At 71.7% G+C, this 11,859-nt stretch carries 12 protein-coding genes; 6 read left to right on the top strand and 6 right to left on the bottom strand.

The genetic code is table 11. The features are described from left to right. Nucleotides 1–35: 35 nt before the first annotated feature. Both GQR16_RS18110 and GQR16_RS18105 read left to right on the top strand, forming a co-directional pair. Nucleotides 36–617 (top strand): EXPERA domain-containing protein, encoded by a 582-nt coding sequence (locus GQR16_RS18110; RefSeq protein ID WP_157416567.1) that lies wholly within the window; start codon nucleotides 36–38, stop codon nucleotides 615–617. Nucleotides 618–663: 46 nt separating this feature from the next. Further along, nucleotides 664–2,103 (top strand): FAD-binding oxidoreductase, encoded by a 1,440-nt coding sequence (locus GQR16_RS18105; protein ID WP_157416566.1) that lies wholly within the window; start codon nucleotides 664–666, stop codon nucleotides 2,101–2,103. 41 nt (nucleotides 2,104–2,144) lie between these two features. Here the strand turns inward: GQR16_RS18105 and GQR16_RS18100 are convergent, their stop codons facing one another. Both GQR16_RS18100 and GQR16_RS18095 read right to left on the bottom strand, forming a co-directional pair. Further along, nucleotides 2,145–2,960 carry an alpha/beta fold hydrolase gene (locus tag GQR16_RS18100; RefSeq protein ID WP_157416565.1) on the bottom strand — a complete coding sequence of 272 codons (816 nt, stop codon included), beginning with the start codon at nucleotides 2,958–2,960 and terminating at the stop codon, nucleotides 2,145–2,147. 155 nt (nucleotides 2,961–3,115) lie between these two features. Then, nucleotides 3,116–3,961, bottom strand: coding sequence for a PIG-L deacetylase family protein (locus GQR16_RS18095; RefSeq protein WP_170298564.1), 846 nt, complete (start codon nucleotides 3,959–3,961; stop codon nucleotides 3,116–3,118). Nucleotides 3,962–4,150: 189 nt separating this feature from the next. Here GQR16_RS18095 and GQR16_RS18090 point away from each other — a divergent pair, with 189 nt between their 5' ends. Continuing rightward, nucleotides 4,151–5,512 (top strand): MFS transporter, encoded by a 1,362-nt coding sequence (locus GQR16_RS18090; RefSeq protein WP_157416563.1) that lies wholly within the window; start codon nucleotides 4,151–4,153, stop codon nucleotides 5,510–5,512. Nucleotides 5,513–5,604: 92 nt separating this feature from the next. Here GQR16_RS18090 and GQR16_RS19680 read toward each other — a convergent pair whose 3' ends face one another. After that, entirely contained in the window at nucleotides 5,605–5,988 is a 384-nt protein-coding gene (locus GQR16_RS19680; RefSeq protein WP_170298563.1) for a phage holin family protein, read from the bottom strand. 106 nt (nucleotides 5,989–6,094) lie between these two features. On the opposite strand from GQR16_RS19680, the gene GQR16_RS18080 reads away from it, so the two are divergent. Beyond that, on the top strand, nucleotides 6,095–7,153 hold the full coding sequence (locus tag GQR16_RS18080; protein ID WP_170298562.1) for a hypothetical protein: 1,059 nt from the start codon (nucleotides 6,095–6,097) through the stop codon (nucleotides 7,151–7,153). A 127-nt stretch (nucleotides 7,154–7,280) separates the two neighbouring features. Next, a complete protein-coding gene (locus tag GQR16_RS18075) occupies nucleotides 7,281–7,853 on the top strand; it encodes a hypothetical protein (RefSeq protein WP_157416560.1) in 573 nt (190 codons plus the stop codon). Here GQR16_RS18075 and GQR16_RS18070 read toward each other — a convergent pair. Beyond that, the gene (locus tag GQR16_RS18070) at nucleotides 7,850–8,710 is read right to left on the bottom strand and encodes an alpha/beta fold hydrolase (protein ID WP_157416559.1); all 861 of its coding nucleotides are present in this window, start codon (nucleotides 8,708–8,710) and stop codon (nucleotides 7,850–7,852) included. The genes GQR16_RS18075 and GQR16_RS18070 overlap by 4 nt on opposite strands. Nucleotides 8,711–8,734: 24 nt before the next feature. Between GQR16_RS18070 and GQR16_RS18065 the strand changes: the two genes are divergently transcribed. Continuing rightward, a complete protein-coding gene (locus GQR16_RS18065) occupies nucleotides 8,735–9,418 on the top strand; it encodes a TetR/AcrR family transcriptional regulator (protein ID WP_157416558.1) in 684 nt (227 codons plus the stop codon). 51 nt (nucleotides 9,419–9,469) lie between these two features. Here GQR16_RS18065 and GQR16_RS18060 read toward each other — a convergent pair whose 3' ends face one another. Together GQR16_RS18060 and GQR16_RS18055 are read right to left on the bottom strand one after the other, a co-directional pair. Next, nucleotides 9,470–10,144, bottom strand: coding sequence for an SDR family NAD(P)-dependent oxidoreductase (locus GQR16_RS18060; protein ID WP_157416557.1), 675 nt, complete (start codon nucleotides 10,142–10,144; stop codon nucleotides 9,470–9,472). Nucleotides 10,145–10,253: 109 nt separating this feature from the next. Further along, nucleotides 10,254–11,720, bottom strand: coding sequence for a DUF6421 family protein (locus GQR16_RS18055; protein ID WP_157416556.1), 1,467 nt, complete (start codon nucleotides 11,718–11,720; stop codon nucleotides 10,254–10,256). Nucleotides 11,721–11,859: the final 139 nt, after the last annotated feature.

Genomic DNA, 11,859 nt, shown 5'->3' with positions numbered 1-11,859 from the left:
CGCACACCGCGGCCGAGCCAGTACGCTCATGGCCCATGACCGCCGCGACCCCGCCCGAAGCCGCCACCGAGGCAGGGGCGGCGGCCGCGGCATCCGTCGACACGACCGTCGATCCGTGCCGGCCGCCGAACCTGGGCCTCCGAGAGCGCCGGTTCGACTGGTTCTTCATCGTGATGTTCTCGTTGTTCACGATCACGAGCCTGATCAGCGACCTGCTGCCGTCGATCGGGGTCGACTTCTCGCAGCCGTCGTCGAACTTCTTCGTGAACTCGAACTGGTGGTACGCGCACGACACCGACCCGCTCTTCATGGAGCCGCCCACGTGGATGCGCATCGTGACCGGCCTGTCGGCGTTCGTGTACATGCCGTTCTACATCGTGCTGGTGATCTCGCTGATCCGCGGGTGGAACTGGATCCAGCTGCCGAGCGTCATCTACGCCACGATGATCTCGACCATCACGGGCATCATCGTGTTCGGCGTCGAGTTCTTGGGCGAGCCCGAATGGGTCACGCCCAACCCGGTCAAGTTCCTCGCGTTCAACCTGCCCTACGTGCTGGTGCCGATCCTGCTGCTCGTGCGCATGCGCAAGCCGCTGCCGTTCGCGCGAAGGTTCTGAACGGGCGGCATCCGGACTCCCGGCGTGCGCGGTTAGGCTCGCACGCATGAGCGACGCCGCATCCGGGAACCAGGCCGCATCCGTCGATGGTCGCCAGGTCGTCGACCGAGGGGCGGTCGTCGCGGAACTGCAGCGGCTGCTGCGCGCCGACCAGGTGGTGACGGATGCCGCGGCGCTCGCCTCGTACGCGCACGACGACGCCGAGTGGGCGCCGTTCGAGCTCCCGCTCGCCGTGGTGCTCGCCGAGCACGAGGAGGACGTGGTCGCCGTCGTGCGCCTGGCCGCGGCATCCGGAGTCCGCGTCGTTCCGCGCGGTGCGGGCACGGGACTCTCGGGCGGAGCCAACGCCGTGGCCGACGGCATCGTGCTCTCGCTCGAGCGCATGACCCGCATCGTCGAGATCGATGCTGCCGAGCGGTTCGCGGTCGCCGAGGCGGGCGTCATCAACGACACCCTGCGGCAGGCGGTGGCCGAGCAGGGGCTCTGGTATCCGCCCGATCCGGCCAGCTACCGCATCTCGACGATCGGCGGCAACGCGGCCACGAACGCGGGCGGCATCTGCTGCGTGAAGTACGGCGTGACGCGCGACTACGTGCTCGGGCTGCGCGTCGTCCTGGCCGACGGCGAGATCGTCGACCTCGGCCGGCGCACGGCGAAGGGCGTCACGGGCTACGACCTGACCGCGCTCATGGTGGGGTCGGAGGGCACGCTCGGCGTCATCACGCAGGTCACGGTGAAGCTCCTGCCGCTCGCGGGCCGCGAGGAGCGCGCGATCGTCGGCGCCTTCGGGTCGCTCGTCGCCGCGGGCGACGCGGTGGCGGCGATCAGCGCCTCGGGCATCGTGCCGTCGGCGCTCGAGATCCTCGACCGCACGTGCATCGAGGCCGTCGACGCGTGGCAGTCGCTCGGGCTCCCGCACGGGGTCGACACGCTGCTGCTCGCCAAGGTCGACGAGGTCGGTGCGCTCGGCGAGCGGAACGCGGCATCCGTCGCCGAACTCATGACCGGGGCGGGCGCGCTCTCGGTCGAGCAGGCCGTCGACGCCGACGAGGTCGACCGGCTGTTCGTGGCACGTCGGCTCGCGTATCCGGCGCTCGAGCGGCTCGGACCCGTGCTCACCGAAGACGTCTGCGTGCCGCGCGGCGCCGTGCCAGAGATGCTCGCGCGCATCCAGTCCGCGGCGGCGGAGTACGACGTCGTGATCGCGAACATCGCGCACGCGGGCGACGGCAACCTGCATCCGCTCATCATCGCGCCCGAGGGCGACGACGCGGCGAAGGCCAGGGCGAAGCTCGCGTTCGACCGCATCGTCGACGAGTGCCGCGCGCTCGGCGGCACCGTCACGGGCGAGCACGGCGTCGGACTGCTGAAGCTGCCCGGTGCGCGCGCCGAGCTCGGCGATCGGGTGATCGCGATGCACGCCTCGATCAAGCAGGCGCTCGACCCGAGGGGCACGCTCAACCCGGGCAAGGCGTTCCCGGGCTGAGCCGCCCGTCGGGCTGAGCCGTGCGCCGAGGCGTGTGCGGGTCAGCGCGCGAGGAAGGCCAGCAGTTCGTCGTTGAAGCGCGCGGGCTGCTCGATGTTCGCCGCGTGCCCGTCGTGCTCGATCACGGTCGAACTCGCGAGCGGGTTCAGATCTGCGGATGCCGCGGCGTGCGCCGAGGGCCAGAACTCGCTCTCGGCGCCGGCGACGAAGAACGCGGGCACCGTGGCTGCGGCGATCGCGGGCCGCCAGTCGCGTCTCGCGTGGTCGTTCAGCAGCGCGAGCTCGGCCTCGCTGAACGTCGGCTTGCCGCCCTTCGGGAGCTCCATCGCGCGCAGCACGCGGGCGATGCGCACGAGGCCCTTCGTCTTCAGCGGGAACCGGCCCGGATCGGGGATGCCGGTCGCGAACAGGGTGTCGGCGTTCGCCTCGTCGTAGTCGTAGAAGCCGTGCGGCCAGTCGTCGGAGTTCAGCATCTTGGGCGTCTGGTCGACGATCACGACGTCGCGGACGCGGCGCGAGCCGGTCGAGCCGAGCAGCGCCCAGATCGCGTTGCCGCCGAGCGACTGCCCGACGAGCGTCGCCTCGACGAGTTCGAGCCCGTCGACGAGCTCCCCGATGTCGGCGCCGTGCCGTTCCATGGTGTGGCCGGCTTCGGCGCTGCCCGCCTGCGAGAGTCCGTGGCCGCGGCGGTCGAACGCGATGACCCGGTACCCCGCCCGCTCGAGCGCCTTCACCTGGTAGTGCCAGCTCGTCGCGGCGGCCTTGAATCCGGCGATGAGCACCACGGGCCGGCCTTCGGGGTCGCCCGATTCGACGTAGTTCAGGCGGATGCCGTCGGAGCTCGTGATCGTCGGCATCGTCGTCTCGTTCCTCGAACGTTCCGCCGGGGCATCCGGCGTGTGGATCAGTCTGGTTCTGCGGTGACCTGCGAGCAAGCCCGGACGACACATGGGCACGCCCGGGCCTCGACCGCCCAGCCGGGCGGCCCAGCCGGGCTGCCCAGCCGGGCGGCTCAGCCCAGCGGGTCGGCCGCGAGGTCGCGCGTGCGGTAGAACTCGTGGTCCCAGAGGGAGTAGATCGCCCACGTGGGCAGGATGTACGACTCGGGCATGAAGTCGCGCTGCGAGGCGTGGATCTGCCAGCCCTCGAACTTCGTGCCGACCTCGGCCGGCATGGCGTAGTTCGGCTCGGGCTGGTTGGCGACGACGAAGGCGCCGACCTTGCCGCCGAACGCGACGAGCGCCTTGGTCGGGCTGATCGTGTAGACGATCTGGTCGGGGCCGGTGTACGAGCCGCCGGCCTCCTCGAGCTGGGCGATCGCGAGCTCGGTCACGTGTCCCATCTGCATGTGGTCCTTGTGGCCGGTGGCGCCGCTCGCGGGCCAGAACGTGACGACGACGTCGGGCTTCACGCGGCGCATCGTGTCGGCGACGCGGTCGACCAGCTCGTCCTCGTCGACCTCGGGAACGCCCCCGTCGGGGTAGTCCCAGACCTCGTGCTCGTCGACGCCGAGGTTGAAGCTGTTCTTCAGGGCCTCGGCCTTGCGGATGTCGCCGAGGTCCTCCTGTCGCCCGACCACGGGCCCCTGCTCGCCGGCCTCGCCGCGCGTCGCCGTGATCATGGCGGTGTACGCGCCGTCGCGGTGCTTGGCCCGGTAGAACAGGCCGTTCACGGTCTGCTCGTCGTCGGGGTGGGCGAAGACGCCGAGCACGCGGGTGCCGCCGACCTCGCCGACGACGGACTCGACGCCCTTCGCGGAGGGCTCGTGGAAGAGGTCGCGTCCGGCCCAGTAGACCCCGCCGGCGAGGGCGAGGACGACGGCCGAGACGATGATGAGCGCGACGGTGCGCTTGCGCATGGGGGTGCTTTCGGGTCGAGCGGATGCCGCGCGGCGGCGTGGGTACGCCGGATGCCACGGGCGTGGGGGTTGCAGCATGCTACCCCGCGGCATTCGGGTGACCGAACCGTGCTCGGTTTCGAGTGACCGGCGACGGGTGGCGGCGCGCGCCTCGCAGGCGGAGGATGGGCGGGTGAGCCGGATCGCGCCATGAGCTCGCCGACGGCAGCGACGCCGTCGGCGCCGACCTCCACGCCGGGCCGCGTGCAGGCCGTCTACTTCACGCTGCTCATCGGCAACACGCTCGCGGCCTCCTTCATCTGGGGCATCAACACGCTGTTCCTGCTCGACGCGGGGCTGACGAACCTCGAGGCGTTCGCCGCGAACTCGTTCTTCTCGATCGGCATGGTCGTGTTCGAGGTGCCGACGGGCGTGGTCGCCGACACGCTCGGCCGCCGGGTGTCCTACCTGCTGGGCACGGTGACGCTGGCCGTGACGACGGTGCTGTACTACCTGCTGTGGGTGTGGCACTCGCCGTTCTGGGCCTGGGCGCTCGTGTCGGTGCTGCTCGGGCTCGGGTTCACGTTCTTCTCGGGTGCCGTCGAGGCGTGGCTCGTCGATGCGCTCACCGCGACGGGCTACACGGGCAGCCTCGAGCAGGTGTTCGGGCGCGGGGTCTCGGTGGCGGGCGTCGCCATGCTCGGCGGCTCGACGCTCGGCGGCGTCGTCGCGCAGGCGACGGATCTCGGGGTGCCGTTCCTCATGCGCGCGGGCGTGCTGGTGCTCATGTTCGCGGTCGCGGCGCTGCTGATGCGCGACCTGGGGTTCACCCCGGTGGATCGGGGACACCCGATCACGGCGACGAAGCACGTGCTCGTGGCATCCGTGAAGTACGGGCTCGGCAGGCCGGGCGTGCGCTACATGATGCTCGCGTCGGCGTTCACCACGGGCGTCGGCTTCTACGTCTTCTACGCGTTGCAGCCGTACCTGCTCGAGCTCTGGGGCGACGAGGGCGCGTACTCGATCGCGGGGCTCGCGGCGGGCATCGTCGCCGGCTCGCAGATCATCGGCGGGCTGGTGGCGCCGTGGCTGCGCCGTCGGTTCCGCAAGCGGACGACGTCGGTGATGCTCGCGGTCGGGGTGAGCGCGGGCATCCTCGTCGTGCTCGGCGTGAACCGCAGCTTCTGGGTCGCCCTCGCGCTGCTCGTGCTGTGGGCGCTCATCGACGCCGCGGCCGGCCCGGTGCGCCAGGCGTACCTGAACGACATGATCCCGTCGAGCCAGCGGGCCACGGTGCTCTCGTTCGACTCGCTCATCGGCAGCACGGGCGCTGCGGCGATCCAGCCCGTGCTCGGGCGGTCGGCGGATGTCTGGGGCTACCCGTTCTCGCTCGCCCTGAGCGGGCTCGTGCAGGCGATCGCGGTGCCGTTCGTCTGGCTCAGCCGGCGCAGCGGCGAGGCGGCGGATGTCGCGACGGTCACCGGCGAGGCGGCGGAGCCGGGGGAGCCCGCGGCGACGGACGCCGCGACGGACGCCGCGCCCGACGGGCCGGGCGCCTCGCCTGGAACTTGAGCGGCGGCATCCGCTCGGCGATCAGGGACCGGCGCGACCAGCAGTCGGCGCGATCAGCGACCGGTGCCGGTGGTCAGCGCTCGGCGGGGTGGTCAGCGCTTGGCGGGGCGGTCGAAGCGCGGCGTGATGAACTTCGCGGCGACCCAACCGAGGACCGCCGTGACGACCCAGACGACGACGGTCGCGAGGATCCAGGCGCCGATGCCGTCGAAGCTCACGCCGCTGAAGAGCGAGGTGATGAGCAGGGCGAGGAAGGTCGAGAGCAGGCCGGCGATGCCCGCGACGGTGGGCGCGGACTTGTGGAAGAGGCTCTGCACGAGCCATTCGACGAACACCTGCGCGATGGCGAACACGATGATCGCGACGACGAAACCGCCGGGATGCACGTGGAAGCCCGGAATGAGCAGGGAGGCGAGGAGCAGCGCGATCGCTGCCGTCGCGAGGAAGATCGCCAGATTCACCAGGGTGCGCACCATGCCGCGAGCGTAGCGCCCTGGGGCGGATCCGCGCGGGAGAGACATGCCCTGAGCATGCCCTGAGAGAGGTTGTACCCCGAATGGGGGGTGTTGATACCCTTGAGTGATGTCACTGCGTCGTGGAATCTCCCGCCGCCGACAGGCGCCGACGACCCGCACCCCGAGAGGTGCGGGGCGGCAGGGAGCCCGCACGAACTCGGCCCGTGGCCTCAGCGCCCGCACGATCGGCTTCGGCGCGGCGGGTGTGCTGGCGCTGTGCGCACTGGGTGCGACGGCCGGCGTGCACGCGGCCGGAGGCGACGACGCGTCACCTGCCGTGCTCCTCGCGAAGGTGCTCGGCCCCGACCGCGCCTCGGAGGGGGACATCGGCACCGACGCCTCCGGTGTGCGGCAGATCGGCGGCGGTGCGAGCGGCGAGGGCGGCGAGGATCCCGGCCGGGCGCCGGTGCAGACGCCCGCGCCCGCGCCCGTGCCCGCGCCGACTCCCGACGCCGCACCAGAGCCGACGCCGAACCCCGACGACGATGCGCCGGGCCCGCCCGACGCCCCCCTCGACCCGAGCGATCCCATGTCGCCCGATTACAACCCGTACCTCGTGCCCGGCGACCCCGCGTTCGTGAGCGACGACGAGAAGTCGGCCTGGCTCGGTCGCGAAGCCGTCGTGCGCACGTGCATGGCCGACGCGGGCTTCGAGTACCTCGACTGGCAGTGGTGGCTCGGCGGCAGCCCGCAGCCGGCCGACCTCACGGCCGACGAGGCGCTCGCCTGGTCGAATGCGCTTCGAGGGTCGTCGACCGCAGACGACGGATGCCGCGCGCAGGCCATGACCGCCGCAGAGGCCGCCGAGGCGGCCGGCACGCCGCTGAGCGCGCCCGTCCCGGCACCGCCGGGGCCCGAGGTGCCGACCGAGCGCGAGAACTGGCTCGGGTTCCAGGCCGCCGTGCGTTCGTGCATGGCCGAGCTCGGTCTCGAGTACCGCTACTGGGAGTACTGGAACCCCGCCTACGACTCGACCGACGGCTCGCCGGCGCGCCCGACCGGGCTGAGCGACTCGGCGAACGCCGAGTGGAACCTCGCGGCGTTCGGCGACACGAGCGACACGAACGCCGGGGGCGGGTGCTGGGCCACCGGGCTCGGTTCGAGCGGCTATCGCACGTTCGACTGAGGTCCGATCCGATCGATCGCGACCGTCGCGGTCGGGCCGCATCAGGGCTGTCCCTCTTCCGAGGCGGGGTGAACGTCACTAGCCTGAGTCGACCGCGCCGCCCTCCCGGCACGGAGGGGGAGGCGTCATGATGCGCACGAGCGGACTCGCGATCGGGCTGCTGGCCGTCGTGCTGCTGAGCGGATGCGCCGCGGGCGCGGCAGACGTGGCGGGCTCCGCGGAGGCGCCCGAGGCCGTCGCGCACACGTCGACGCCGTCGCCCTCGGCCGGCCCGGCCCGGGCGGTCGAGACTCCGGGCCCCGCGACGGACTCGGCCGGGTCCGCGCCGGCCGACACGGTCGAGGTCGAGCCGATTCCGCAGGAGCCTGCGGTCGGGCAACCGGTCGAACAGCCCGTCGAGCAGCCGGCCGAGGAGCCGGCCGACGACTGGATGCCGACCGCCGAGGAGCAGCGGGACTGGCTCGCGCACCAGCAGATCGTGCGGGACTGCATGGCCGAGGCCGGCCAGGAGTACCTGTACTGGGAGTGGTGGTCGAACCCGTCGGGCGCCTTCGCCGCGATGCCCGTCGACCTCACCGAGGAGGAGCGCGCCGCGTGGGAGCTCGCCCTCGACGGAGCGGCCGGAACCGGCGCCGACTACCGCTGGCAGGACGCGGGCTGCTGGGGCCTGGCCGCCGAGCTCACGGGCTCGACGAACTAGGGACGGCCGTCGTCCGCTGCGAGCCCGCTCCAGAATTCGAGCAGCTCGCGAGCGACCGCCTCGGGCTGCTCGAGCGGCACCAGCGTGCGGGCGCCGGAGATCGTGTGCGCCCGCGCCCTCGGGGTGAGCGAGGCGGCGCGTTCTGCGTCGTCGGGGGACCAGTCGCCGCGATCGTCGCTCGCGAGGTAGAGGCTCGGCGTGCCGATGCGGGGCAGGATCGACGTCACGTCGACCCGGTCGAGGATGAACGAGCGGAGGGCCAGGGCCATGCTGGCCCGGGGCGGTCTCGTGAGGCTCTCGATCACGACGCCGCGGATCGCCGGGTCGGCGGCCGAGGCATCCGTCAGCATCGCCTCGATCACGGCCGAGCGCACCGGGCCGACGGCGCCGAAGGCCCGCAGCAGCGGCTTCAGCACCTGGATCCGTCGGCGAAGCGCGGGTGCGATCGGCTCGACCGGGGCGCTGATCGCGACGAACGATCGAAGCACGCGCGGCTGCGCTGCGAGTTCGTAGCCGACGTGACCGCCGAAGGCGTTGCCCACCCAATCGACGGGCTCCGGGACGGCGAGCGAGTGGAGCGCGTCGCGTGCGGCGGAGGCCGCCTCGACGATCGTGCTCCGACGGTGCAGCGGCTCGCTGCGCCCGAGTCCGGGCGGGTCGATCAGCAGGTACCGGCGGTCGGGGGCCTCGCGGAGCAGGATCGGCAGCATGCGATCCCAGGTGTGGCTGTCGACGAACATCGACGACCAGAGCACGGTGGGGCGGCCGTCGGCGGGCCCGACCGCCCGCACGGAGAGGTCGCCCAGGCGAGTCGGGGCGACGAGGAGTTCCTCATTTGATGTAAGTGAGACTGACATGAATATGATGTTAACCTGAGGCACATGAAAAGTCGAGCGGCATCTCCGAGCGCATCGGGCGAGCCGACGCGCGCGTACCGGATGTCGGCTCGCGCCGAGTCCGCGGGGCGGACCGGCGAGCGCATCCTCGACGCGATGCTCGCCCGCTTCGCCGACTCGCCGTACGAGCACATCCGCCTCGACGACGTGGCGGCCGACGCGCAGGTCACCGTGCAGACCGTCATCCGCCGGTTCGGTGGAAAGTCCGGGCTCATGGTCGCGGTCGTCGAGCGCGAGCTCGGGCGCATCGTCGAAGCTCGCGAGCTCGTCGCGAGCCCCCAGCCGGACGTCGTGCTGGCGGAACTCGTGCGGCACTACGAGCGGTACGGGGCGCTGATCCTCAAGATGTACGCCGAGGCCTCGCTCGTGCCTGGGCTCCCCGAGCTTGCGGTCCGCGGCCGGGTCTACCACGTCGACTGGTGCCGTCGGGTCTTCGCCGACCGGCTTCCGGTCGAGGGGTCCCTGCGAGCGCGCCGCCTGGCGCAGGTGGTCGCCGTCTGCGATGCCACGACGTGGCGCATCCTCCGCGCCGATGGGGGGCTCGCGCCCGCCGAGGTCGAGGTCGCGCTCGCGGAGCTGCTCGACCCGTTGCTCGATGCGCCGCGCGATCAGCCGCACGATCGGGCTCCCGGCCAGACCGGCCGGACCGGCCAGGCCGGCGCGAGCTAGCCGCCCGCCGTTCGGGTGCGGCCGAGTGGCGGGTGTCGCGAGCGGGCTCGCCTACTCGGCGAGCTCGACCACGGCTCCGTTGAGTTCGCGCGCGGCCGCGGCATCCGTGTTCCAGAGCTCGATGACGGAGGTCGCGAGCCGCCCCTCGAGCCCCGCGAGCGACTGCACGCGGAAGGTCACGGCCGCGGCCGGAGCCTCCGCCTTCGAGATGCCCTGCGCGAGCGATCGCATCCAGGACTCGCTCGCCGCCTTGACGGCCGTGTAGTTGGCGCCGCCCGCGGTCGGCGCCGCGACCGTCGTCGACGAGACCATCGCGATGCGGCCCGCGGTCGACGCGAGGAGGTCCTCCCAGAAGGCGCGGCTCACGTAGCGGAGCGCCGTGAAGGAGCGCTCGAGCACGCGGTAGTCCTCTTCGGTCTGGCCCGGGATGCCGCCGCCGCCGCGCCATCCGCCGACGAGGTGGATCACGCCGTCGACGTCGCCGACGCCCGCGTGCACGCGCATCGCGAGCTCGAGCACGTCGTCGCCGTCGGTGAGGTCGGCGCGCTCGCCGACGACGCCGGGGATCTCGGTTTCGAGGGCGTCGATGCGCGCCTGGTCGCTGCCGACCGCGATCACCCGTGCGCCCGCGTCGAGCAGGGCCCGCGCGAGCACCCGGCCGGAGGCGCTCGTGGCCCCCGCGATCAGGATGGTGCGGCCATCGACGCCGGTGAGTTGGTCGGTCATGTCGGCTCCTCTTCGAGCGTCGGGAGTTCAGGCGAACGCACGCTGCTCAGGCCGGAACGCTTCGATCGGTCCTGAGCAGCGTACGTCGTCCTGATCTGCGGGTCGACCGTCAGGCCGTGGCGCCCGTGATGCCGACCGTCGACTCGATGACGGGCTTCATCTTCTTGTCGAGCGCCTCGAAGAACATCGACAGCGGGAACTCGTCGTCCATCACGAGGTCGGTGTACCCCTTGGGCGGGCCGGCGAGCACCTCGCGCGGCAGGCCCTCGGCCCACGCCGACGCCGGGTTCGGCGTGACGACGCTCGTGACGAGGTCGTAGGCGGCGAGCCAGTGCACGGTCTTCGGACGGTCGATCGACTTCCAGTAGAGCTCGTCGATCGCGTCGCCCAGCTCGACGACCGCGTCGGGCACGGCATCCCAGTCGAAGGTGAGCTTCACGTCGGTCCAGTCGAGCACGTGCTTGCGGTGCAGCCACGCGAACAGCAGCTGGCCGCCGAGCCCGTCGTAGTTGCGCACGCGCGAGCCCGTGATCGCGAAGCGGAAGATGCGGTCGAAGATCACGGCGTACTGCACGAGCTTGCCGGTCGAGCGCATCTGCTCCTCGACCTCGGTGAGCTCTTCGCCGGCTGCGAGACGCGCGTCGAGCGTGCGCTGGATCTTGACCGACTCGCGGAACGCGGTGAGGTCGCAGCGCAGCTCCTCGAGCGAGTACAGGAAGAACGGCATGCGCTGCTTGATCATGAACGGATCGAACGGCAGGTCGCCGCGCATGTGCGTGCGGTCGTGGATGATGTCCCACATCACGAACGTGCGCTCGGCGAGCTCCTGGTCGTCGAGCAGCGCGGCCGCGTCGGCGGGCAGGTCGAGCTTCGTGATCTCGGATGCCGCGCGCACGACCCGGCGATAGCGGGCCGCCTCGCGGTCCTGGAAGATCGCGCCCCACGTGAACGGCGGGATCTCGCGCATCGCCATGGTCTCGGGGAAGAGCACCGCCGAGTTCGTGTCGTAGCCGGGCGTGAAGTCGACGAGTCGGAGGCTCACGAAGAGCTTGTTGCCGTAGTCGCCGGCCTCGAGCGCCGCGATGAACTCGGGCCAGATCGTCTCGACCACGAGCGCCTCGACGTGGCGGTCGGGCGAGCCGTTCTGCGTGACCATCGGGAACACGACGAGGTGACGGATGCCGTCGATGCGGTGCTGCTGGGGCTGGAACGCCACGAGCGAGTCGAGGAAGTCGGGCACGCCGAAGCCCTCGGCCTGCCAGCGACGGAAGTCCACGACGGATGCCGCGAGGTAGGCCCGCTCGTGCGGGAACCGGGGTGCGAGCGTGTCGATCGACGCGACGATCGCGTCGACGAGCTCGCCGGCGCGTGCATGGTCGGATGCCTCGGGAACCGAGCCGTCCTTGACCTGCAGCGACTGGATCTCGGTGGCCGCGGCCTTGAGCGCGAGCCAGGCCGGGTCGGTCTCGACGCCGGACGCGAGAGCGAGGTCGGCGGCGGAGATCGCGGCGGGGCCGGCGGCGTCTTCGAGGACCTCGGGTTCGCCGATGATGGCGTCGGCAGCAGTGGTCGACATATGAACCTCCGTTCCTCGGGAATCGTGCCGATCGGCACTGGACGCGCGGTGGGAATCGCCGTGCCATTCAAGGCTACGAGGCATTCGTGTGCGATTGATTGAGAACCCGCGCACGATTGCTGCGTTGCGGCACGGTTCG

It is taken from the genome of Agromyces allii (assembly GCF_009749385.1).
Taxonomy (GTDB): domain Bacteria; phylum Actinomycetota; class Actinomycetes; order Actinomycetales; family Microbacteriaceae; genus Agromyces; species Agromyces allii.
Note: the sequence above shows the minus strand (reverse complement) of the source record. Positions and strands in the feature narration are given on the sequence as shown.